The 24,246-nt window shown below is 48.3% G+C and carries 22 protein-coding genes; 19 read left to right on the top strand and 3 right to left on the bottom strand.

Going from position 1 to position 24,246, the window contains the following annotated elements:
- Positions 1–43 precede the first annotated feature (43 nt).
- The 9 genes from A6R74_RS10765 to A6R74_RS10725 all read left to right on the top strand — a co-directional run bounded on the left by A6R74_RS10765 (position 44) and on the right by A6R74_RS10725 (position 11,043).
- The gene (locus A6R74_RS10765; protein WP_064234492.1) at positions 44–613 is read left to right on the top strand and encodes a chromate transporter; all 570 of its coding nucleotides are present in this window, start codon (positions 44–46) and stop codon (positions 611–613) included.
- On the top strand, positions 610–1,140 hold the full coding sequence (locus A6R74_RS10760) for a chromate transporter (protein ID WP_064234491.1): 531 nt from the start codon (positions 610–612) through the stop codon (positions 1,138–1,140). Before A6R74_RS10765 ends, A6R74_RS10760 begins: the two co-directional genes overlap by 4 nt.
- A gap of 89 nt (positions 1,141–1,229) precedes the next feature.
- The gene (locus A6R74_RS10755) at positions 1,230–2,180 is read left to right on the top strand and encodes a Bug family tripartite tricarboxylate transporter substrate binding protein (protein ID WP_064234490.1); all 951 of its coding nucleotides are present in this window, start codon (positions 1,230–1,232) and stop codon (positions 2,178–2,180) included.
- A 27-nt stretch (positions 2,181–2,207) separates the two neighbouring features.
- A complete protein-coding gene (locus tag A6R74_RS10750; RefSeq protein ID WP_064234489.1) occupies positions 2,208–2,705 on the top strand; it encodes a tripartite tricarboxylate transporter TctB family protein in 498 nt (165 codons plus the stop codon).
- Positions 2,706–2,713: 8 nt separating this feature from the next.
- Complete coding sequence (locus A6R74_RS10745) at positions 2,714–4,240, top strand: tripartite tricarboxylate transporter permease (protein WP_064234488.1); 1,527 nt, start codon at positions 2,714–2,716, stop codon at positions 4,238–4,240.
- An 8-nt stretch (positions 4,241–4,248) separates the two neighbouring features.
- Entirely contained in the window at positions 4,249–5,856 is a 1,608-nt protein-coding gene (locus A6R74_RS10740) for a gamma-glutamyltransferase family protein (RefSeq protein WP_064234487.1), read from the top strand.
- A gap of 154 nt (positions 5,857–6,010) precedes the next feature.
- Entirely contained in the window at positions 6,011–7,879 is a 1,869-nt protein-coding gene (locus tag A6R74_RS10735) for an ABC transporter ATP-binding protein (RefSeq protein ID WP_064234486.1), read from the top strand.
- Positions 7,880–8,045: 166 nt separating this feature from the next.
- Positions 8,046–9,716: a methyl-accepting chemotaxis protein gene (locus A6R74_RS10730; RefSeq protein ID WP_064234485.1), complete on the top strand. Its 1,671-nt coding sequence runs from the start codon at positions 8,046–8,048 to the stop codon at positions 9,714–9,716.
- A gap of 130 nt (positions 9,717–9,846) precedes the next feature.
- The gene (locus A6R74_RS10725) at positions 9,847–11,043 is read left to right on the top strand and encodes an EAL domain-containing response regulator (RefSeq protein ID WP_064234484.1); all 1,197 of its coding nucleotides are present in this window, start codon (positions 9,847–9,849) and stop codon (positions 11,041–11,043) included.
- Here A6R74_RS10725 and A6R74_RS10720 read toward each other — a convergent pair.
- Positions 11,007–13,253, bottom strand: a complete 2,247-nt coding sequence (locus A6R74_RS10720) for an ATP-binding protein (RefSeq protein ID WP_064234483.1) — start codon at positions 13,251–13,253, stop codon at positions 11,007–11,009. The two genes, A6R74_RS10725 and A6R74_RS10720, sit on opposite strands and share 37 nt — an antisense overlap.
- 18 nt (positions 13,254–13,271) lie before the next feature.
- A complete protein-coding gene (locus A6R74_RS10715) occupies positions 13,272–13,730 on the bottom strand; it encodes a molybdopterin-dependent oxidoreductase (RefSeq protein WP_306460306.1) in 459 nt (152 codons plus the stop codon).
- A 241-nt stretch (positions 13,731–13,971) separates the two neighbouring features.
- On the opposite strand from A6R74_RS10715, the gene A6R74_RS10710 reads away from it, so the two are divergent.
- The 4 genes from A6R74_RS10710 to kduD all read left to right on the top strand — a co-directional run bounded on the left by A6R74_RS10710 (position 13,972) and on the right by kduD (position 17,048).
- A complete protein-coding gene (locus A6R74_RS10710; protein WP_064234481.1) occupies positions 13,972–14,685 on the top strand; it encodes a response regulator transcription factor in 714 nt (237 codons plus the stop codon).
- Positions 14,686–15,009: 324 nt separating this feature from the next.
- On the top strand, positions 15,010–15,258 hold the full coding sequence (locus tag A6R74_RS10705) for a hypothetical protein (protein ID WP_064234480.1): 249 nt from the start codon (positions 15,010–15,012) through the stop codon (positions 15,256–15,258).
- A 175-nt stretch (positions 15,259–15,433) separates the two neighbouring features.
- Complete coding sequence (gene kduI / locus A6R74_RS10700; protein WP_064234479.1) at positions 15,434–16,270, top strand: 5-dehydro-4-deoxy-D-glucuronate isomerase; 837 nt, start codon at positions 15,434–15,436, stop codon at positions 16,268–16,270.
- 16 nt (positions 16,271–16,286) lie between these two features.
- Complete coding sequence (kduD, locus tag A6R74_RS10695) at positions 16,287–17,048, top strand: 2-dehydro-3-deoxy-D-gluconate 5-dehydrogenase KduD (protein ID WP_064234478.1); 762 nt, start codon at positions 16,287–16,289, stop codon at positions 17,046–17,048.
- Positions 17,049–17,139: 91 nt separating this feature from the next.
- On the opposite strand, the gene kdgR is transcribed toward kduD, so the two are convergent.
- Positions 17,140–17,958: a DNA-binding transcriptional regulator KdgR gene (gene kdgR / locus A6R74_RS10690; RefSeq protein WP_064234477.1), complete on the bottom strand. Its 819-nt coding sequence runs from the start codon at positions 17,956–17,958 to the stop codon at positions 17,140–17,142.
- Positions 17,959–18,215: 257 nt separating this feature from the next.
- On the opposite strand from kdgR, the gene A6R74_RS10685 reads away from it, so the two are divergent.
- From A6R74_RS10685 to A6R74_RS10660, 6 genes are all read left to right on the top strand, one after another.
- A complete protein-coding gene (locus tag A6R74_RS10685) occupies positions 18,216–18,956 on the top strand; it encodes an oligogalacturonate-specific porin KdgM family protein (protein ID WP_121499386.1) in 741 nt (246 codons plus the stop codon).
- Positions 18,957–19,068: 112 nt separating this feature from the next.
- Positions 19,069–19,560, top strand: a complete 492-nt coding sequence (locus A6R74_RS10680; protein WP_064234475.1) for a TRAP transporter small permease — start codon at positions 19,069–19,071, stop codon at positions 19,558–19,560.
- The gene (locus A6R74_RS10675; protein WP_205634180.1) at positions 19,557–20,855 is read left to right on the top strand and encodes a TRAP transporter large permease; all 1,299 of its coding nucleotides are present in this window, start codon (positions 19,557–19,559) and stop codon (positions 20,853–20,855) included. Before A6R74_RS10680 ends, A6R74_RS10675 begins: the two co-directional genes overlap by 4 nt.
- A 30-nt stretch (positions 20,856–20,885) precedes the next feature.
- On the top strand, positions 20,886–22,025 hold the full coding sequence (gene bglB / locus A6R74_RS10670; RefSeq protein WP_064234474.1) for a beta-galactosidase BglB: 1,140 nt from the start codon (positions 20,886–20,888) through the stop codon (positions 22,023–22,025).
- A gap of 56 nt (positions 22,026–22,081) precedes the next feature.
- Positions 22,082–23,083, top strand: coding sequence for a TRAP transporter substrate-binding protein (locus A6R74_RS10665; protein ID WP_064234473.1), 1,002 nt, complete (start codon positions 22,082–22,084; stop codon positions 23,081–23,083).
- A 139-nt stretch (positions 23,084–23,222) separates the two neighbouring features.
- Positions 23,223–24,059, top strand: a complete 837-nt coding sequence (locus A6R74_RS10660) for a sugar phosphate isomerase/epimerase family protein (protein WP_064234472.1) — start codon at positions 23,223–23,225, stop codon at positions 24,057–24,059.
- The last annotated feature ends 187 nt before the right edge of the window (positions 24,060–24,246 follow it).

Here is a 24,246-nt window from a genome sequence, read left to right as displayed (position 1 = left end):
GTATGCTACTGATCTCCTCGTTGGTTTTGCGGGATGTGCGTCCATGAATCCACCCGCTGTCTCCTGGCAATTGTTCTGGGCCTTTTTCCGCGTTGGGATCTTTGGTTTCGGTGGTGGCCCCGCCATGATTCCCTTAGTACGCGCAGAGGTCGTCACCCGCCACCACTGGCTAACCGATGAAGAGTTTGCCGACGTGCTGGCGATTGGCAATACCTTACCGGGGCCCATTGCCACCAAAATGCCCGGCTACATTGGCTACCGAGTGGGTGGTGTAACAGGTTGTATCGCTGCCGTCATCGCCATCATTGTGCCCATGATTGTAGCGATGATTGTCATGTTAGGCGTTTTCAGCCGCTACCGCGATGTGGCATGGATTCGCGGTATGGGCCAAGCGGTAGTGCCCGTCGTTATGGTCATGATGGCGCAGCTCACCTGGGACTTTTTTGATAAATCACAGGCAGCCCTTGGCTGGCTGGTCAGTATTGCCATGGCCATTATTGCCGCCGGGCTAATCTACTGGCTTGGCATTCACCCGGGCTGGGTAATTGGGGCCATTCTCGTTGCCGCACTGCTGCGCCCTGACAGCAAGAAAAAAGCGGAGGGGGCGGCATGATTTATTGGGATCTTTTCTTAGCGTTTTTTATCCCGAACATTATCGGCTATGGCGGCGGCCCAGCCATTATTCCACTAATCGAAGCCGAAGTGGTGGGCCGTTATGGCTGGATGACCGCGCAAACCTTCGCCGAAACATTAGCCTTGGGTAACGCACTACCCAGCCCTATCGCGACCAAAATGGCGGGATATGTTGGCTATGAAGTAGCAGGTGTTGGCGGCGCTTTCATCGCCGTAGCCGCCACGGTGATTCCCACGCTGCTGCTAATGCTGGGTGCATTGGGGCTTCTCTACCGCCACCGTGACTCACCTCGCGTTAAGCGCATGAGCCAGTGGGTTCGCCCAGTTATCGCCATGATGATGGCCTGGCTGACCTTAGGGTTTCTGCTCGAAAGCCTCGACAGCAGCGGTGCGATCCACACACTGATTATTGGTGTAGTGGCGGCTATTGCACTCATTCGCTTTAAAACACATCCCGCCTTTGTGGTCATAGGCGCCTTGGTTTATGGAGGGCTTCTTATTCCGTAAAGATAACTAAAATCTTACAAAAAAACCTAGGGGTATCACCACTCAACACGCCAAAACTCACAACAATTCATGGATCAATGAGGTAAACAATGACACTTAAATCGCTATTCACTACCACCGTTTTAGCGGCAGCACTTTCCATTCCAGCATTTGCTACGGCTGCTGATAGTTATCCTGACAAACCTATCGAGTTTATCGTGCCTTGGGGGCCAGGTGGCGGTAGTGATTTGCTTATGCGTTTAGTAAGCAGACACCTTGAAACAGAGCTAGGCCAAGCTGTACCTGTTATCAATATGCCTGGTGCCAGTGGCACAGTAGGCCTAAGGGAAGCCTCTCGCCGTGATAGCGATGGATATACTATCTCCCAGATACATGAAGGCCTGTTGATTGCGCACCATTCTGGCGTTACTGATCTCAACTGGGACGATTTTGATGTTGTTTCAATGATGACCAGCGATAACTCGGTCATCGTAGTTAGTGCAGATACTGGCTGGGAAACGCTTGACGATATGCTGGTTGATGTAACCTCAAACCCAGGTGAGTATCGGATGGGCGTTACATTAGGCGGCATTCCACATTTGTGGGCTGTGCAGTTTGAAGAGTCAACTGGCACTCAGTTTGGCTATGTGGGGTATGAAGGGACTGGCGAAAGGCTACGTGCACTAGCGGGCGGGCATATCACCGTGGCCATTGAGGATTACCACTCAGCCCGCGCCTTCGTAGAAAATGGTGATTTGAATGTACTAGCAGCTGCTACTTCCGAGCGCATTGAAGAGTTGGCCGATACACCCACGCTGAAAGAACTCGGGCATGATCTTGAGTTCTTGGTCACTCGTGGTGTTGTTGTTCCTAAAGGAACGCCTGAACCCATTATTTCCACGCTGGAAAGTGCTCTTGAAAATGTCGCTAATAGTGAAGAATTTAAAACCGACATAGAGAATGTAGGTGGCACAGTACGTTACCTTAACCGAGAAAATTACACTGCTTATTTAGAGCGTAATAACGAGTTCATTGAAAACAACGCTCACCTCCTTGATTAAGGAAACGTTGTGCTTTAGGAGGCTTTTATGGAGCGCAGAAGTCCTGAGACAGCGCTAATCCCCGCGTTACAGTTGCTGTCTTATCTTATCATCGCCCTTGGCGCTTTATTCATGGCCTTCAAGGCCGGCTCATTGCCGGCCTCTCGTTGGGAGCCCATGAGTGCAGGCACTTTCCCACAAATCATTTTTTTCAGTATTGCTATTTTATGCGGTATGGCAATTATATTTGAATTCTCCAAGCACGGCTTACCACGTACATCCTTTTATATTGCTTGGAAAAAATTAATTGCACTTAAATCCGTCATCATCAACCTAGTGCTATTTACTGTGTATATGACAGCAATGCCACTTGCTGGATTTATTATCAGCACTTTTGCATATCTACTTACTACGCAGCTTTATCTAGCACCCTGGAAGTCTACTACCGTAGTGATTGCCATTTTCGTCGCCATCCTCTTTTCTGCTGGGCCTTACTATTTATTTTCTGAGGCCTTCAACATCTATCTTCCTCGTGCTCAATGGTAATGTGATCTATGACTGATGCTTTCCTCATAGCGCTAGGGGGCGTGACCGAACCCTATACGCTATTACTAATGGCAGTAGCGACTTTTGCAGGTATTGTTGCCGCAGCAATTCCTGGCTTCACGATTACGATGGCCATTGTCCTTACGTTGCCCCTTACATTTGCCATGCCCCCCATGCAGGGTATTGCAGTCATGCTATCTGTTTACGTAGGGGGATTAAGTGGGGGCTTGTTTAGTGCTGCTTTGCTAGGTATCCCAGGCACCCCTTCATCGGTTGCCACCACCTTTGATGCCTTCCCCATGGCTCGACAAGGTAATCCTGGAAAAGCACTATCCTTGGGATTATTCGCTTCATTTGTGGGCTCTATTATTTCTATTGCTGTACTGATCGTTGCCGCGCCTCCACTCGCGCTTCTGGCCGTTAAACTAGGGCCCTGGGAATATTTTGCGCTTATTATTTTTGCTTTGACCGTCATAGCCAGCCTAGTGGGTGACTCTCTTATGAGGGGACTGATCGCTGGTCTAATCGGTATCGGTATCGCCACTATTGGCCCTGATCCACTCATGGGCCGCGAGCGATTTACCTTTGGCTACGAAATCCTAACTGCGGGCATACCGTTCCTGGTTGTATTAATAGGCATGTACGCCATGAGCCAGCTACTTTCCGAGTTAGAGCCAGCCACCGGAGGCAGACCGCACTCTTCAGGCGCATTAATCAGTGGGGACATGCGCCCTCACCTCTGGCAGACCATAAAAGACATCTTATTGAAGCCCGTCAATGTTATACGCTCATCCTTACTCGGTGTGTTTATTGGCGCAGTACCTGGTGCGGGTAGCTCAATCTCTAACCTATTAGCTTATGACCAAGCTAAACGAGCGTCTAAACACCCAGAAACGTTTGGTAAGGGTGAACCTCAGGGCGTTGTGGCTTCTGAATCAGGCAACTCATCAACGGTGGGCGGCAGTCTAATACCATTGATAGCGTTAGGCATACCTGGATCCCCCGCAGATGCAGTTCTAATGGCAGCCATAATGGTACACGGCATCAGCATTGGCCCGCGCTTAATACTTGATCATCCCGACTTGGTTTACAGTATGTTTATTGCCATGGCGATAGCTTCTGTCTTCATGCTGGTAATAGGCGTTATCTTGATGAGGGCTTTTTTACGGCTATTAAATGTACCTAAGTATATTGTTGTGCCCGTTGTACTTGCATGCTGTGCCATTGGTACTTACACCCTGAACAACCGCCTATCTGACCTTTATCTACTTGCCTGTATTGGTGCAGTGGGATACCTCCTAAAAAAACTGGATTACCCGCTAGCACCTCTTGTACTTGGCGTTGTATTAGGCCCTATAGCAGAAACTAACTTAAGACGGGCCTTCCAGACCAGCACTGACTGGACGCTCTTCTTCACTCGGCCCATATCAGCGCTGCTGCTTACGCTGGCGGTTGTGTCTGTGATTTACAGTATTTATAGCTATATGAAACAGCGCCGTCTAATGGCTCAACGTCTCGATGCTACATCTAAATAGGAATACCCATGCACACTGATCCACACTATTACCCTTCCGCCTCACGCCGCATGGTCACGTTTGGGAAACGCGGGATGGTCGCTACGTCTCAATCGCTTGCCGCACAAGTTGGCATAGATATGTTACGAAAAGGCGGCAATGCTATCGATGCAGCCATTGCTACTGCCGCTGCTTTAACCGTGGTTGAGCCCACCTCTAATGGTATTGGCAGTGATGCTTTTGCTCTGGTGTGGGTAAAAGGTGAACTGCATGGCCTCAACGCTAGCGGCCCTGCCCCAAAGGGTATTTCATGCGATGCCGTTAAGGCTTTAGGTCATGATGAAATGCCTGCCCATGGATTAGTACCCGTCACCGTACCAGGTGCACCTGGTGCCTGGGCCGCGCTTTCAGAACGTTTTGGTAAGCTGCCTTTTGAGCAGCTATTAGCGCCAGCAATAGAATTAGCGGAAGAGGGTTTCGCTGTATCTGCAGTGGCTAGCCAGCTCTGGAAAAGTGCAGAAGAACGCTATGGCCAATACGGGACAGACGAATTTACACCTTGGTTTACCCATTTCACGCCCAACGGCCAAGCACCTAAAGCGGGTGATGTTTGGCGTTCTCCAGATATGGCTAAAACGCTGCGAGAAATTGCCAGCAGCCATGCTGATGCGTTCTATCAAGGCAGCCTAGCGGATGCGATGGATGCCTTTTCACGTCAGCATGGCGGCTTCTTACGCAAAGAAGATTTACAAGCTTTCAAACCAGAATGGGTCAAACCCATAAGTGTCCGATATCGCGGCCATGATATTTGGGAAATTCCTCCCAACGGCAGCGGATTAATTGTGCTTCAAGCCTTGGGTATTCTTGAATCTTTAAGCGAACAGTCAAATGATCAGATAGAAACTATCCACCGCCGGATAGAGGCTACAAAACTTGGTTACGTAGACGGCTTAAACTACATTACTGAACGCTCATCTATGCAACCGAGCGTTGAGCAGATGCTGAGCGATGATTACTTAACATCTCGTGCCTCACTGATCGGCGAACAGGCCATTGACCCCGTACATGGCAACCCGATTAAGGGGGGCACCGTTTACCTGGCAACCGCTGATGATGAAGGTAATATGGTGTCATTCATTCAAAGCAACTTTGAAGGCTTTGGCTCTGGCATCGTAGTGCCGGGCACCGGCATCAGCCTGCAAAACCGTGGCTGGTCGTTCTCTTTAGATCCGCAGCACCCTAATGCGCTGGCGCCTGGAAAGCGCACCTATCACACCATCATTCCCGGATTTATCACCAAAGATAACCAAGCCGTTGGGCCCTTTGGGGTAATGGGTGGCTATATGCAGCCTCAGGGTCATGTGCAGGTAGTCACGGCCATGCTGGAGGATCAGCTCAACCCTCAGGCAGCGCTTGATATGCCGCGCTGGAAGTGGACCAAAGGCAAAACGATCGAAGTCGAAGCCGACTTCCCCAATCACTTAGCGCTGGCACTGGCCCGCCGCGGCCACGACATCGTTAAAGTCGCCGATTCAATCAGCTTTGGCCGTGGCCAAATCATTCTGCGCAATCCTGATACCGGCGTGCTCCAAGGCGGCACCGAACCGCGCACCGACGGGGCAGTGCTTCCCTGGTAATACCTCACTACTAAACTGCCTCTCCGCCGCGTTGCCGTTGAAGGCAACCGGCGGTTGTTAGCTAGCTATTTCGACTAGCTATTTCGACTAGCTATCTCCCCTCAATCACCGCATTATGGCTGCTTTTTTTTATTAGGGTTCTGCCTTTTTCACTATGTCTCCACCGCCCTCTTCTCGCACATCTTCCGCCTCTCCACTAAGCGGCTTTTTTGGCGTATTTCGTTATAGCCGCCGCGCACTCGGATTAGTGTGGGAAACCTCTCGTTGGATGATGTTTGGGTTAGCGCTGTGCACTCTGGTCGCTGGGGTTCTGCCTGCCGTGGCCGCCTGGGTCGGCCAGTTGATCGTGGATGGCGTAGTGAGCGCGATGGAGTCCCATCAAGCAGCCACTGATCCCAACCTGCTAGTGTCCATTGCACCGGTGCTAAAGCTGGTGGGTATTGAAGCCGTGATTATTGCGTTTATTGCCCTAGCCCAGCGCGGCCTTTCGGCCCAGCAATCGCTGTTGCGGGCACTGCTGGGTCAGAAGGTCAATGTGATGATCCTGGAGAAAGCTGGCCAACTGTCACTTAGCCAGTTTGAGGATTCAGAGCTTTACGACCAACTCACGCGCGCTCGGCGTGAGGCGTCTACGCGCCCGCTTGCCCTGGTGAATAAAACCTTTGGACTGCTGCAAAATGCTATCTCGCTGGGCAGCTTCGGGGTGTTGCTGGTGCAGTTCTCCCCTTGGGCGCTGTTGATCTTGGTGGCCGGCGCCCTGCCAGTATTTATCTCTGAAGCCAAATTCTCCGGCGATGCCTTTCGGCTGTTCCGCTGGCGCTCACCGCAAACCCGTATGCAGATCTATTTAGAAACGGTGCTGGCACGGGAAGACAGCATTAAAGAGGTAAAGCTATTTGGCCTTGAGGGGCTATTTCTCAAGCGCTACCGGGATATCTTTACCCAACTATTTGCCGAAGACCGTCGCTTAACGTTACGCCGGGAAAGCTGGGGGTTTCTGCTCGGATTGCTGGGCACCCTCACCTTTTACGCCGCTTACGCTTGGGTAGTGATTGAAACCATTGCTGGTGCACTTACTCTGGGCCAGATGACCATGTACCTTATGGTTTTTAAACAGGGCCAGGCCGCGCTCTCCGCCAGCCTGACGGCTATTAGTGGTATGTATGAAGATAACCTCTACCTCTCCAATCTTTACGAGTATCTGGAGCAGCCGGTGGAAGGAGAAAGCGGTACGCTCACCCAGGGCGCATTGCCCGGTGACGGACTCCGTTTCGAACACGTTAGTTTCTCCTACCCCGGCGGTGACTCTGTTTTCCAAGATCCGGTTCTCCACGATATTTCGCTGCACCTCTGCCCAGGGCAGAGCTTGGCCTTAGTCGGCGAAAACGGCTCGGGCAAAACTACCCTCATTAAACTGCTAACACGGCTCTACCATCCTACCCAAGGACGAATTCTGTTAGATGGTAGCGACCTGCGCGAGTGGAGCACCCAAGCCCTGCGCGAGCGTACCGGCGTTATTTTTCAGGACTTCGTGCGTTATCAACTCCAGGTGGGCGAAAACCTGGGGGTTGGCGATACCCACGCCTTTAACGACGAACAGCGCTGGCAGCGCGCCGCCCGCCACGGTATGGCCGATGAGTTTATTACCCGCATGGCTAGCGGCTACCAAACACAGCTTGGCCGTTGGTTTAAAAATGGCCAAGAGCTTTCCGGTGGCCAGTGGCAAAAAATAGCTCTTTCAAGGGCTTATATGCGCGAGAACGCCGACATATTAGTGCTAGACGAGCCCACCGCTGCCATGGATGCCGCCGCAGAAGCCGAAATATTCGCCCGCTTTCGCGAACATAGCCGCGATAAAATGGCGATTTTAATCTCTCACCGCTTCTCCACGGTACGCAGCGCCGACCTTATACTAGTCATCGACCAGGGCCATATCATTGAACGCGGCACCCATGAAGAACTACTTGAGACTAATGGGCGTTATGCGAAGCTGTTCCATTTACAGGCAGCAGGTTATAAGTAAATTCTCAAACACAAATCGTTCCTATTATATTAAATGCTGACTTGTTATAAAGTTACTTAAGGCTTGGATCGTAAACAAAAGTGACAAACGTCACAAATCCATCGACCCTGCTAATACTTTAAAGGTAATGTGCTTCTATAGTTTTTTCATTATAGGAGCGTCGCACATGAACCGCCTCCATCAGATAAAGGTTAAATATGCCATTGCCTTTATTAGTGTCGCCTTATCACTGTTAGTTATTGTAGTAGCAGATATGCTGCTCGTTAACATGGTAAAAAGCCGCTTAGACACTTTTATTAACAATTACATTCCTGCCACTTCAACCGTACTTAACGCGGATAGAGACCTTTACCAAGCACGAGTAGCTGAGATCGAGTACCTGTTATCGGATCCCCGCTCAGAACGAGCGTCCACGCTAATCGCTGAGTTTGAAGAAAATGCTCAGCAGGCGTACGACCGCATGGGGCAGTATGCCCAGCATATGCAAAACTACCCAGAGCTAACCAATCAGCTAGCTAATTTTGAAACGCTATATGGTGATTGGAAACAAGAGGCCTCGCGTGTTTTTGAACTACATCAAAGCGGAGAGACAGCAGCAGCGCTAACCTTGCTCTCCGGATCTTCATTAGAAAAATTCAACACACTGCGCGATATCTATGATGTTTCAGGAATGAACGTAGAAACAGCTGCTTATCAAGCGGAAGAAGCCATTGTTGAAAGAATTCAACTGCAGCAAACCTCCACTGTTATTATCGCTCTAATCATTTTTATTGTGGCAACGCTTATTGCTCTATTAGGGCCGTTAATGATGTCACGAGCCATTCGCCAAATTAGTGGACGTATTAAAGAGATCACCGAAGGTGATGGCGATTTAACTGCGCGTATTGACAGCCAGCGCCGCGATGAAATTGGTGAGCTTGCGCAGCAGTTTAATGCCTTTATAAAACGCATTGACGATACACTTCAGTCGGTTAGCAGTAGTACCGTTAGCTTGCAGCATGCGTCTACTGAAATTGCCAAAAGCAGTCAGGAGCTTTCAGCACGTACTGAGCAAGCCGCTGCGAATTTACAGCAAACCTCTGCTTCAATGGAACAAATCGCTGCCGTGGTAAACAACGCCTCTGACTCTGCCCAGCAGGCCGACCAACTCGCGCTTTCAACCCGCGACCTTGCTCAGCAGGGCTTGCACTCCATGCATAGCGTTGAGCAGACCATGGATACCATTAACGACTCGTCATCTGAAATCAGTAATATCGTCAGTCTGATAGATAGCATTGCTTTTCAAACCAATATCCTGGCGCTGAATGCGTCAGTAGAAGCCGCCCGTGCAGGGGAGCATGGGCGGGGCTTTGCGGTTGTCGCCCAAGAGGTACGCATCTTGGCCAGCCGCTCCAGTGATGCATCCAAAAATATTGCCACGCTGATCAATACCTCATTAAGCCGAACAAAATCTGGCGTTGACCAAGTGAAGCAAACCGGTGCAACCATGCAGGAAATGGTAAAAAGCATCGAGCGTGTGGCCAATGTGATTGCCGAAATTAGTGCCGGTGCCAAAGAGCAGAGTGTGGGTATAGGTCAAGTGAATGACGCGGTCAACGAGCTGGATAGCATGACCCAGCACAATGCCTCCATGGTAGAAGAATCTAGTGCTGCCGCGGCGGAGCTAAGAGAGCAAGCCGACCGGCTGAGCGTGCTAGTGGGTGCGTTCAAACTCAGTAATACCAACCAGCAACACGCCATTGGTCAAACAGCGCTTTCCGCCAAGACACATAAGCCCTCGCCTACTGCACCGCGCCGTTTGGCGAGTACCCAGCCACCCGAGTGGGAATCTTTCTAAGTAATTCCAGCTTATTTCCTCCTTGGGCTTCGACAAGCCCAAGGAATTTAACCCCTTGCTTACAAGCATTTTCCTTTCCAACTACCGCACCACGCGATAACCAATAGTAAGGGTCATCAAAGGAATCTCTATGCTGTCGAATGCGTTAATTATTGATGATGATCTGGATGTTCAACTACTGGGCACGACACTCCTAAGTCAACATGGTTACGAGGTACTCACGGCGGGTAGCCTGGGAGAGCTGGTTCGCCAGCCTGCATTACTCAATGCCGAGCTAATCCTACTTGATTTTGGATTGGGTGAATTTACCGGCCTAGATATACTCGACTACCTTTACGATTTACGCATAAAGGCATCAATTTTGCTCATCAGCAGCTGTGCGCAAGATACCGAAGGACGGGCTATTGCAGCAGGCAAGGCGCTTGGTTTTCACATGCTCGGCTTTCTACCCAAAGCAAAGCTATTCACCGATCTAGCATCATTTCTTGAGCCATTCAAAAAAGCGCCCAAAGCGCCTACAAGCAATGAGTTGGCGAAAGCCATTCATGAAAAACAGCTATTTCTCGTCTATCAGCCCCAAATAGACCTTCAAAAAAACCAAGTCATCAGCGCCGAAGCACTGGTACGCTGGCAAGATCCCCAACGTGGGGTGCTTTACCCCGATAGCTTTATCCGCTTGGCAGAGCAGAGCGGGCTGATGCTTCCCCTCACCTGGTACGTTATTGAGCTTGCCATGAAGCAGCAAGCCCAATGGCTGTCACAAGGGTGGGATCTAAATATCTCGATTAATATACCGGCGGCCTTTATTCAAGCAGAAGGCGTCCTGGAGACATTTGATCAACTCACCCAAGTGCATAATGCTGTTCTTAGCAAGATCACCTTGGAACTCACCGAAACGGTGGGGGTGGAGTGTTTGGGCTACGCTTGCTATGTGCTCAAAGCGTTACGACAAAGAGGCTGTAAACTGTCGTTAGATGATTTTGGTACCGGTCACTCTTCGCTGAAGCAGCTCTATCGGTTGCCTTTCAGCGAGCTCAAAATTGATCGTAGCTTTGTCTCGCAGATTGACCGGGATCAAAAAGCACTGGTGATCACCGAGTCGATTATCGACTTAGGCAGACGCCTGGGATTGACTGTCGTCGCCGAGGGTATCGAAACATCGGCGCAGTTCACCCTGCTTGCTGAAGTTGGGTGTACGGTTGGACAAGGCTACTGTATTGCTCACCCGTTAACCGCTGGCGCTTTCAACACATGGCTACGCGAGTACTCACCCTCTGCTCTAATAGCGCATCAAATGAGCATGCTTTCTTGCTCTAAAGCCTGCTGAGTAGTGACTTGGAGAGAAATTAAACGCTCCAGATAAATAGCCAATTCGTTTAATGGGGCTTCTAGCGCTGCCTGCTCCAATTGGCTGGCTTGTTCTGCAATCGCCGCACAACCTAGCGAAGAGGCGGCTCCCTTCAGTGAGTGCGCCTCTTGGCACAAGGCAGAGCGATCTTCTGACTGCCAGTAGGCGTTAAGACGGGCACTGCGCTCACTAAGCCGCATTAAAAATGTAGACAGCAGTGCCCCCAACGCTCTTGGCTCAAAAGTGCTTTTCAGCTCTTCACAAAGGCGCTTATCGAGTACTTGAACAGCGCCGACGGTGTCACCCAGTGATTGGTGGCTTTTAGGCGAATAACCGTCAACGTTATCAACCGCTAAGATTTCATCGTTAGAAAGATAGCGGCAGACCACCAGGTTCAACTCATCCCGAGTAAAGGGCTTATGAATCATATCGTCCATACCGCTTTGCATACAGCGTTCGCGGTGCTCTGGCATAACATTAGCGGTCATCGCTACGATCGGTAGACGGGGTAGCTGATGCACGGCTTCGTAATCGCGCCAACGTTGGGTGGTTTCGGTTCCATCCAATTTAGGCATCTGCATATCCATTAAGACCAAATCGATCCTGCCGTGGTCTACGTTAAGCAGTTCAAGTGCTTCCACGCCGTTCTCTGCGATGGTCACCCGCTGGCCAAGGCGTTCAAGCATCACCCTTGCTACCGTTTGATTTAGCGGATTATCCTCAACCACTAAAATATGGTGCTTTTGCTTAGTAGTGAGTTCACGCTGGCTGTCACCGGCTTGATAGACCGTAAATGGCTCGGTTTCCGGCATTCTAACGGTAAACCAAAATCGACTACCCAGCCCCTGCTGGCTGTTAACGCCGATCTCTCCCTGCATGGCTTCAACCAACCGCTTACAGATCGCCAATCCAAGCCCTGTGCCCTCATGACGCCGCGCCATGGAGGTGTCCACTTGCGAGAAAGCCGAGAAGAGTTGTGAATGATCCACGTCTGCGATACCACAGCCGGTATCATGCACCTCGACGAGAATATTATCGTCGCCAAGTGGCTTTACGTGGCATTTAACGAAGCCCTCTTCCGTGAACTTCAATCCATTATTGATTAAGTTCATCATTACTTGGCGCAACCGCGCGATGTCGCCCACCACATATCGCGGCAAAGCAGGGTCGATAGCGTAACTGAAGGTGACCTTCCCCTTCGGCTCACGAAGCGTGTAGCTTTCACATAGCTGGTCGATGCACTGATGGAGATCAAACGGCTGGACATCCAGATCAAGACGCCCAGACTCGATTTTGGTGTAATCAAGAATATCGTTAATCACTGCGCGTAGGCTTTCCGCACTGCGCTTCAAAGCAGCTAAATAAGTCTTCGCACTGGGTGTTTTTACTTCTTCGCTTAACAAATCCGCCATACCCACTACGCCATTTAACGGCGTGCGAATTTCATGGCTCATAACTGCCATAAACTCTGATTTTGCGAGGCTCGCTTTCTCTGCTCGCTTGGCAGCCTCATTTAACTCTTGCCCCTTGGCTTCTAACGCTTGGGCTTTGTGATGACTGGAGCGTCCTTCCAAAATCAGCGCACGAACTAACATCCCACCAGAAAACATAAGCAAGATAATAAGCAGCAGCACCAATCCGTAGAGATGCGTTAATACGCGGCGTTCTTCGCTGCGCATATGTGAAACATGGGCATTGGTTTCGACCAGAATGGTACCGGTGAGCTGCTGTAGCTCAACCGTATCCTGCAGGAGGGTAGCTATTAGCGCGCTATTTAACCCGTCAGGGTTATCCCATAGCGTTTCGAGTAGGGTTTCCATCTCTAAAATGCGGGATTGAGTTTCTTTAACTACCTCCTCAATATCCTCAAGTTGCGCCACAATCCTGCCTATTTCACCTTGAAAAAAAAGTGACTGCCGACTGAAGAGAATTTCATAACGCAGCAATACATCGTCAACCATCACGTTATCGGATCTTTTTGATTCCATTAACGTTAAGCGAAACTCGCGCACCTCACGATCAAACTGATACCCGGCCCATAATAAGTTTTCGAGCAGGCGATTTTCCAGCGCATGCTGACGGTGGTAAATAACCCCGCCGGTGGTTAGCGCGGAAAGAAAAAAAAGGATCGCCGAAAATGTAGCGGCCCTCGTGCTGCGGGAAAAATAGAACTTAAAAAAGGCCAGCATAGCAATTACCCGGTTACATTATTCGACAACGATACGCGCCACCTGCCACACCGATCGCGAGAAGATTTCTTCATTCAGCAGCTCGGGGTGTGTATCAAAGGGGTAAATAACAAACAGCGGCCCTTGATCTCGAACACGTAGTGCTTTGCCGTTCGCCTGCATGGCTAAAATCACATCATAATGATCAACATCACTAACGGGTATGGTGGCCGCATACTCATTCAACGCTATCACACGCATGCTCTCCCCCTCGGCACCCGCGGCTTCCAATATGGCTCGCCCCAATGGGCCAGAGAAACGCGTCACGCCATCGTACCAGGGCGTGCGGGTAGTTGTTTCGTGCTGCGCCAAGGTCTCTAGCATCTCTTTATCAAAATGGGCCTCATCACCCACGTTTGGCTGCCCGACCTTACCACTCACCACTAATAATACCGGGCCTTCAGGTGCTTCTAAAGCGATAGCCTGGGCCGACAGCAAGGCAATTACCACTCCGGCTATGAGAACCTTGCATTTAGAAACCCTGCATTTATAAACCAAAGAACGACGCATTCAGTTGCACCTCAGTATTGGCGGTTGAGAGTACAAGGAGTATATATCGGCCATCTGCGGATAAACTGTGGACCTTTGTGTCAACGCATCATTATCAACTAAACTTTATGTATGAATTTTCCACGTCTACACGTGTGACGTTTATAAGACGACAATAAGGGAAATCACCATGCATATCGGCGTACTTGAAGATGACCTCGACCAGCAGGCCTTTATTGAGCAGTGCCTGCTAACAGCAGGCCACCAGGTTTCTTTATTTACTCGCGCAAGCGAGCTGCGTCGCGCGACCCAGCAGCGGTCGTTTGATTTCCTGATTATCGACTGGTGGTTGCCAGACAGCGACGGCATGGATGTTGTTGCCCACCTGCGCCAACACGATAGCTGGCGCGGCCCAATCCTGTTTATTACCGCTAGCCAGGGTGAAGACGATGTCGTGAAAGCCCTGGAACAGGGCGCAGACGATTTTCTCGCCAAGCCCCTTCGCCCCAGTGAGCTTATTGCCAGAGTAAGCGCACTAGGTAGGCGGTCAGGGTATGCCACACCGCGCCCGGCACCGGCTTGCCCCGCAACCTTTAATTTGCATACTGATGAGCACTACATCAGTGTCGCGGGCAACGCCGTTGATTTAACCGAGCGCGAGTATCGCTTAGCCGCGCTCTTCTTCTCAAAAATTGGTGAGCTGATTACCCGCGCGCATTTATTAGAGCTGGTGTGGGGTATCAAAGGGGATGTTTCGACGCGCACCGTGGATACCCACGTAAGCCGCCTACGCAGAAAGTTAGAGCTGGATGGTCGTCATGGCCTGCGTCTGCGCAGCGTTTACCAGTCAGGGTATCGCATGGAGACCTGCCAAACTACCAACATAGAACAAGTGGCTAATTAGGGTTGACGCTCAGATGAGCATCGGTTAAAAGATAAGAGCTGCCTTGAAAAGGTAGCTTGGTTTTATTAACCAGAGTTTTATTAGCGAACTACTCTTAAAGTAAAACTTTTCAGAGATCTCATCATGCGCTGGCAAATCCCCGCGACACGAATGAATAAGCTGCATCGCATTATTAATAATGCGGTATCAGCTTATTATTGTCGCGTGCCAGAGATGTAGAGAGAAATTGGCCGCGGCAAGTGTCGCGGCCATGTGTTTTATCGTTACCTTTGATACTCCCTGATCGCGATGTTGCCCGGCCTCCTAACCCAGGAGACCGATCCCATGGCAATTGCAATCATTACTCGCAAGCTACTCAACGCGTTAAAGCACTCACGCACCCAGCGGCGCTTTTACGAAGATCCACGTTTTCATGACCCGCATCTGTTAAAAGATATCGGTTTACGCTGGGAGCAAGGCCAACTGGTATCCATTCACGGTGTGGAAGAGCCAAGCCAACGCAATCAGCGTCATCAGGCTGAAACCCGCGATGCCTACGAAAAATGTCCACATTGTGGGAGTAGTTTGGCGTAGCCAACGCCCCGGTCACAGGAAGTGACCGGGGCGTTTTCAGTTTTAAGCCGCCATACCAGCGAACTATTCCACGCTTGCAAAGAATCAGCCGCGCTCTAGTCATTGAAAAAAAATAGAGGTCTTGTTATTTTGAACCAGCATTTCTATTTTTAGATAACAACGATTCGGAGCATTTATGGAATTTCGGCAAGCTATCCACAGTGAACATGCGAAGCAACTAGACACCCAAGGGCTTCGCGACCAATTCTTAATTGAAGAGCTATTCGTCCAAAATCAATTGACGCTGGTATACAGCCACCTTGATCGACTCATCGTGGGTGGTGTAATACCCGTCGATCATCCCATTCCAATATCTACGTCCATGTGTAAGCATACCGGCACCGATTATTTCCTAGAACGCCGAGAACTTGGTGCTATCAATATAGGTGGGCCAGGCAAGATTACCGTGGATGGTACTACGTATTCGGTGAACACCCATGAAGCACTTTACATTGGCAAGGAAAGCCGGGAGGTGGCGTTTGAGAGCAAGGACACTTCCAACCCTGCCGCTTTTTATATCTGCTGCACCCCGGCTCATCAGGCTTACCCCACACGTAAAGTCACTCTGGACGAAGCTTCCCCCCAAACGCTAGGTAATGCCGCGAATAGCAACAAACGCACTATCTACAAATACTTGGTGCCTGATGTATTGCCAACCTGTCAGCTACTCATGGGTATGACACGTCTTGAAGAAGGCAGCCTATGGAATACCATGCCCTGCCACACGCATGAGCGCCGTATGGAAGCTTACCTCTATTTCGATATGGCTGACGATAGCGTGGTCTTCCACATGATGGGCGAGCCACAAGAAACGCGTCACTTGGTCGTCCGCAACCGACAAGTAGCGCTTTCTCCCAGTTGGTCCGTTCATACTGGCGTTGGGACAGGTAGCTACACCTTCATCTGGGCAATGGCGGGTGAAAATCAGACGTTCTCCGACATGGATCACATTGCGATGGATGATTTGCGCTGATGCACGGGGAGAAATCATGAGCAATACACTATTCGGCCTAAGTGGAAAAACAGCGATTATTACCGGCTGTAATACAGGGCTTGGACAAGGCATGGCGTTAGGCCTTGCAGAAGCAGGCTGCAATATTGTTGGAGTAAATCGAAGCTCGCCTGAAGAAACCCAACAACGTGTCGAAGCGATGGGAGTGCAATTTCTGGCGATTGAAGCCGACCTGGGGAGTACCAAGCCCATTGCTGAGATCATGCACAAAACTGAGCAGCAGTTTGGGACAGCCGACATCTTAATTAATAACGCCGGCATTATTCGTCGCGCAGATGCGTTGGAGTTTACGGAGAAAGACTGGGATGATGTTCTCGACGTAAACCTCAAGAACCTCTTCTTTCTTTCCCAGGCATTCGCGAGAGCCTGCATTCACCGGCAAGGTCGGGGAAAGATTATCAATATTGCTTCGATGCTATCTTTTCAAGGAGGCATACGGGTGCCATCGTATACCGCCTCAAAAAGCGGTGTGCTGGGTCTCACTCGGCTAATGGCGAATGAGTGGGCCCACCTAGGCATAAACGTTAATGCTATAGCCCCTGGTTATATGGCTACGAACAATACAGAAGCGTTAAGAAATGACCCAGCACGCAGTAAGGAAATTTTAAACCGCATTCCAGCTGGCCAATGGGGCTCTCCCGAAGATATTGCTGGTGCAGCGGTATTTCTGGCCTCAAACGCATCCAATTATGTACACGGCCATACACTCGCTGTCGATGGCGGCTGGCTTGCTCGCTAGCCTTAGCTTTCCTTCAAACAAAAGACGCCAACTATTAAGTCGGCGTCTATTTATTTAGATGTTAAGTGCTCAGATTCCCGCATTACTAAATTTAAGAAACTTCTACTGGGCCAGAAAATGCGTACTCATGAAAACCCAACCCAGAAGAAACACGCTGCCCAGCCTTAAACAGTAGCTGGACATACTCATCGCGCTTTTGCTCATCGTAACGAACAACAGGAAAAGACAAACTCAGCGCCGCCACCGCCTTGCCAAACCTATCGAATACAGGCACGGAAAGGCAGCGTACCCCTAATTCCGCCTCTTCTCGATCTTCAGCAACACCTGTGCTACGAATTTCAGGCAATTCATTCATTACGGCTTCTGTGCTAGTCAACGTATATTGAGTACGTGCTACGAATTCTGTGGATGAAAGAATCTGACGTGCCTTACTTTCATCCATCCAGGCCAATAATGTTTTACCCATGGCCGTTGAGTAAACAGGGCTACGTCTGCCAATACGTGAATTCATACATAGGTTAAAGTGGGAGTCATATTTATGCAGATACACAATATGTTGTCCATCTTCATCCAGGGCGCCTAAATGAATAGCCTCATGAGTATGTTCAGACAGTGCCCGCATTTCAGTATTTGCCAACTGGATCATATCTACGTTTTCGAGAGCCGCCCCTCCCAGTTCGAAGAGCTTCAGCGTAAGGGCATATTTTTCCGACTCTTCTTCCTGTACCACATACCCTAGTTCCTTCATCGTTTGCAGAAAGCGGTACGCCGTGCTTTTAGATGTGAAAGAGCGCTGCGAAAGCTCAGAAAGGCCTATGCTGGGTTGCTCGGCAAGCCCCTCAAGAATAGCGAAAACCTTCATGACGGCTGCCACATTGTCGGGCTTCTGCGAAGCGGCCATATATTTCATACCTCGTTTCATAAAAATTGGACTAATGGTCTGAATCTACCCCAAAAAACATCCAATTACCATCTTCATGCGTGATCAAGCCGATCAAAATCAAACAAAAACACGACCAAAGTATAAAAGAAACGCCGTTTCAATTTTAAAGATACACTGATACATTTAATACGAACCCACGGGCCATTGAATGAAATTGTCATTAATCATGTTTGGTTACGCCACTGGGTCGAACACGATCTAATAACACTAACAACGGAGAAAATATGACTATATTCCGCCAAGGGAAATGGGTAGCAGGCATTGCGGCAACTTGTACTGCAATGACGCTTTCCAGTACCGCATGGTCGGCAGAAAATATTTTGACCATGAAGCTAGAGCAAACAACCAATGATCATGCTTTAACGCTTCCCAAAATTGCTATTACTCGGATATTCGAGGACTCCTCATCTTTAATGTTCGAAAAGTCTTGGTTTTGGCAAGATGGCATTCATGAAAGCGGCTGGCCAAAACACGATGAAGCATTCGTGAACTACTCATTTCCCTCGTTTCAGCTAGACCAACATAATCAATGGTCATTAACTCCCCAAATTGGGGCAAAATTCAGATCTAACGTAACCCGCGCTCTTGCAGGCTTAAGATTAGGCTACAAGGGAGACGGCTGGGGCTTAGCAGGACGCTACCGTTACGAACATGACACCAGCCATGAGACTGCGATAAAGGGCCGTGCGGGACGCATTGATCTATATGCTACCTATAACGTTAATGACGACTGGATGCTCCTCTACAACCCCCATTACCACTTCAAACATGAAAGTAGCTCCCCAAACTTCGGCACCGGCGATCGCGATTACATAGAACATGAATTGCTTGTTTTCAACCATTTGAACGCTAATAACACTGTCTTTGGTGGTTATGTTCATAGAGACCGCAATAGCTCAGATGCAGGTATGGATCCTGGCCAACGTAACAGCTCCTGGCTAATTGGCTATCAGTATAAATTTTAGCGTATAAACAGGTAGGAGGATTAACTCCTCCTACCGACTATTATCTCTAGATCAGCTAAATTGATAGTTAATTAGCAAACAAAAAGCGCTTAGAGCTAAGAGAGAAATTACAATGCTAACGATACACGCCTCCATGGACAAAATATTAAAGATTGTATGTTGCCTGCTTCTTATATCTATGGTGGGCGTTGCTAGCTGGCAAGTTATAGCACGTTATATACTCAACAATCCCAGCACTATATCGGAGGCGCTGCTTAGATTTACATTGGTGTGGCTATCTATGTTGTCTATTGCTTACGTTACAGGGCAACGGGAGCATGTCAGCTTAACGTTACTCACAGAAAAATTGACCGGAAAATGGAAAATCGGGTGCGACTTTTTGATGGAATTTTTATTTATTGGATTTTCCGCTGTTGTCCTTATTTATGGAGGCTTGCAAGCGACCTCAAATAGCATGAGTCAAATCTATCCAATGCTCAACATACCCAAAGGCCTTCTTTATTTATCACTTCCTGTGTCCGGGGCTATTATTATCATATACTGCCTCAATAATTGCATACTTATTTATAAAAATATTTTTTTGATTAGGAGTCAAGCGCTATGATGTTAGATGCTGGCATTATATTAATAGCAACATTTCTTGGCCTGCTAATCATTGGTGTGCCGATCGGCATTTGTATTGCTGTCTCTTCAATGGCGACTATACTAATAGCTTTACCACCTGACATTGCTATTTTCACGACTGCTCAAAAAATGGTATCAAGCTTAGATAGCTTTACGCTTTTGGCAGTGCCTTTTTTTATTCTTTCCGGGGTTTTAATGAACCATGGAGGCATCGCCTTAAGATTGGTTAATTTTGCTAAATTATTCAGTGGCCGGATTCCAGGCTCACTGGCACATACCAATATCATGGGTAATATGATGTTTGGTGCTATTTCAGGTTCAGCGATTGCTGCCTCTACCTCGATTGGAGGAGTGATGGTGCCCATGAGTGAGAAAGAGGGCTATAGTCGCCCCTTTTCCGCAGCTGCCAATATTGCTTCCGCACCAACAGGTATGCTGATACCCCCAACCACTGCTTTTATCCTTTACGCGCTAGCAAGCGGGGGTACATCTATTTCTGCTCTCTTTGCTGGCGGCCTGGTAGCAGGCTGCTTGTGGGGGATAGGCTGTATGCTAGTTGCCTACATAACAGCTAAGTCTCGTGGCTATACCAATAAGATAGATTTACGTAACTCATCCGTTTTAAAGGTAATAACGGATGCTCTTCCAAGCCTGTTTTTGATTATAATCATTATTGGCGGGATCGTACTTGGCGTTTTCACAGCCGTAGAAGCATCCGCTATTTCAGTGATATACACGATGCTGCTTACTATCTGCTTTTATAGAACCATCAATTTTTCAGCGTTTCAAATGGCGCTTATAAAAGCACTGGAAACGACGGGCGTTATTATGTTTTTGCTGGCAGCCTCCGCCGCCATGTCATTCGCCATGTCGATTACCGGACTACCCTCTGCCTTAAGTAGCATTATTCTTGGACTATCTGACAACCCTGCCATTGTATTGCTAGTCATCACTTTAATGCTGTTAGCTATCGGCTGCTTCATGGATATCGGCCCAGCCATCTTAATCTTCACTCCTATACTACTACCCATCACCAATCAGATAGGTCTAGATCCGGTTCATTTTGGCATTGTAATGGTATTCAACCTTTGTATTGGAACCATTACTCCGCCTGTGGGAACGGGTTTATTTGTGGGTGCTGGCATCGCAAGAGAGAAGGTTGAAAACTTAATCATTCCGCTTTTACCCTTTTATCTTGTAATTATGGCAACGCTACTTTTAATCACCTACATTCCTCAAATAACGTTGTTCCTACCCAGACTTATGGGCCTTTAATCTCAAAATATTATTTCTGGAGCATATTCAATGCAAGTATTTAGTGTGAAGCATAGTTCTCTTTTAAGGCAGGACGAGCGGTTTATGGAAAAAAATGAGGTGACTAACCTCATCAATAAAACCATTCATAACCTGGTTAACATACAGGATGAAACAGGTGAATTCCTGCTACATCTTGATGATGGCCGCACCATTGATACCAAAGGTTGGGCTGGTTGGGAATGGACACATGGCATTGGTCTGTACGGTATTTATAAATACTACGAGCAAACTGGTGATAACAATGCCCTGACCATTATTGACGAATGGTTCAAAGAGCGGTTCAACGAGCGGTTGGCAACAAAAAATGTAAACACAGTGTGCCCTTTTCTGACCCTTGCCTACCGCTATGAAGAAACCGGGCGTAAGGAGTGGCTCCCCTACTTGCAGGCCTGGGCAGAGTGGGTGATGTATGAAATGCCACGTACGGAGAAAGGGGGCTTGCAGCATATTGTTTACAATAACGAGAATCATCAGCAAATGTGGGATGACACATTAATGATGAGTGTTCTCCCGCTAGCTAAGATTGGTCTACTGCTTAATAAACCTGAGTATGTAGAGGAAGCCAAATATCAGTTCTTAATTCACATTCAGTATTTAATGGATAGCAAAACCGGCGCCTGGTTTCACGGCTGGACATTTGACGGCAACCATAATTATGCCAATGCCCTTTGGGCTCGAGGCAACAGCTGGATAACCATTGTTATCCCAGAATTTTTAGAACTGTTAGATTTACCAGAAAATGATTCTTTCCGCCGTCACCTTATTCAAGTTCTTGAATCTCAAGTAAATGCGCTGGTTAAGTGGCAATCAGACACAGGCCTTTGGCATACCCTGCTGGACGATCCTGACTCTTATCTTGAAGCGTCAGCCACAGCAGGCTTTGCTTATGGCCTTCTAAAGGCAGTAAGGCTGCGCTACATCGATGCAGCGCATTTCCATATGGCTGAAAAAGCCACTAAAGGTGTCATCAAAAATATCAATTCAGAAGGAGAACTCGAACAGGTTTCTTTCGGTACAGCTATGGGAGAAAACCTTGAGTACTACAGAAATATCCCTTTAACGTCGATGCCTTATGGCCAAGCCATGGCTATTTTGTGCTTATCAGAATATATGCGGACATATCTGTAACTGCAATAAGTCCATAGGACGCTCTACACCAATAATATCAAACCAAGGAGTCGATCATGACCACGCCACATTATGCAAAAACAATCTTAACCGCTGTAATTGCTTCTCTTTCACTAGGTGCTGGGGCTGTACACGCCCAGGACAATATCAATCTCAAGCTAGCCTATGCACAAAATTCGCAACCGGTGAAAGACGCGTTAGCCCTCTTTGGAGAGCTTGTCGAAGAGAAATCGAATGGCTCCATCAGCGTATCTTATTTTCCTGATAGCCAATTAGGGGGCGAAAGCGAACTGGTTGAGTTACTTCAGGCAGGCGCTATTGACATGACCAAGGTTTCAGGCGGACTAATGGGAAGCTTCTCATCTATTTATGACGTTTTTTCAATGCCTTACCTATTTGAAGATCAGGAACATTTTTATCAAGTCATGAACGATGAAGAGATAATGAGAGATGTTTACCACTCAACAGAAGGCCAAGGTTTTGTTGGTGTTGGCTGGTACGACTCAGGCCAGCGTAACTTTTATACTACTGGTGATCCAATAGAGAGTGTTGCGGATCTAGCGGGTAAAAAAATTCGCGTTATGCAAAGCCAAACCGCTATTGACACGATGAAACTACTTGGAGCATCTCCTGTTGTTATGGCCCAAGAAGAAGTTTACACCGCGTTACAGCAAGGCGTATTAGACGGCGCTGAAAATAACGAATTTGCCCTTACCACTGCTCGTCACGGTGAAGTCGTCGATCACTATACTCTTGATGGTCATACACGCATTCCCGATATTATTCTTATTAGTAACAGAGTACTTGAATCGCTCTCTGACGAACAACGTGATGCTGTCATGGAGGCTATCCAGGAATCGACCGAGTTCCAAACTGAGCAGTGGTTGGAAGCCGTTGCTAATGCTAGAACTCAAATTAGAGAAGAGTTTGGTGTCGAAATTAACGAAGTAGACATCGCTCCTTTCCAAGAAGCCGTACAGCCCATGTATAAAGAGCTTGAAAATACGCCAGAGCAGTATGCTATTTATCAGCAAATTAAAGCGGTGAATACTCAGTAACCATGCTGCGCTAAGAGGCGTGGCGCGTATCATCGTGCCATGCCTCGTCCACTTTTATTACTTTCCTATCACGATTACCTTCAGCGAACTGAACCAAAAGGTTTCGCTACTTCGTGTGTGCTTGTATTTCGGAGATTTTATGAACATTGGTATTAGAGCCCATGACCTTCCCATGCAGTCACTTGAAAACCTTGTAAACGATCTGTCTTACCGAAACCTTAATACAGTACAATTGGCACTCAATAAATCATTTAACATTAAAACAGAGCCTGGTTTTTTAACACCTGGGTTGGCAAACCATATTAGTAACGCTTTTCGCCAAGCTAATATTCAAATCGCAGTTTTAGGCTGCTATGTTAACATTATCCATCCCGACATCAATCAAAGGCGGCAAGCCTTAGAGCGCTTTAAAGAACACCTACGATATGTGCGTGACTTCGGCTGCAGCATAGTTGGCACTGAAACGGGAAGCATAAACGTTGATATTATTTATACGGAGGAGAATTTTGCAGAAGCGCCTTTCCTGGCGATGGTAGAGAGCGTTAAGGAGCTAGTAGCGGAAGCAGAAAAATTTGGTGTTATTGTGGGCATAGAGCCTGGTGTTAATCACCCTCTTCATAGCCCAGAGAAAGTAAGTCGCCTGCTTACAGAGGTAAATTCTAACAATTTGCAAATAATCTTCGATCCCGTCAACTTTTTGACGAGTGACAATTATCTTGACCAAAACAATATACTTCAGGAAGCCATTGATTCATGGGGCGACCGAGTCGCCGTTCTTCATGCTAAAGACTTCATTGTAGAAAAAGGAAGCCTACGCTTTGTGCCCTTAGGGCAAGGCTGGATGGATTACGATCATATTTTTGAGAAACTCGTCTCACGAAAACCACACATGAATATCATCATGGATGAAATTGATCAGGATGACATAGAGAGAAGCTCTGGATTCATTAAAAAACTAAATAATAAATTTCTTTGAATTATTGATCTAAAAAAGCGACGGATGCCATCCGTCGCTAATTAAGTGGCAAAAAAAGCTATTTGACGCTCTCTTAGCCTACTGACCCTTGTCCTTCCCATCTCATCCATAAGGGGGCGGTCTCCAACTCTAAGTGCAACACTCGGTCAATGAATGCCTGATGGCGCCTCCTGAGTGCGCTTGATCC

The organism is Halomonas sp. ALS9 (assembly GCF_001651035.1).
GTDB lineage: Bacteria > Pseudomonadota > Gammaproteobacteria > Pseudomonadales > Halomonadaceae > Vreelandella.
This window is presented reverse-complemented; position numbering and strand designations above follow the sequence as displayed.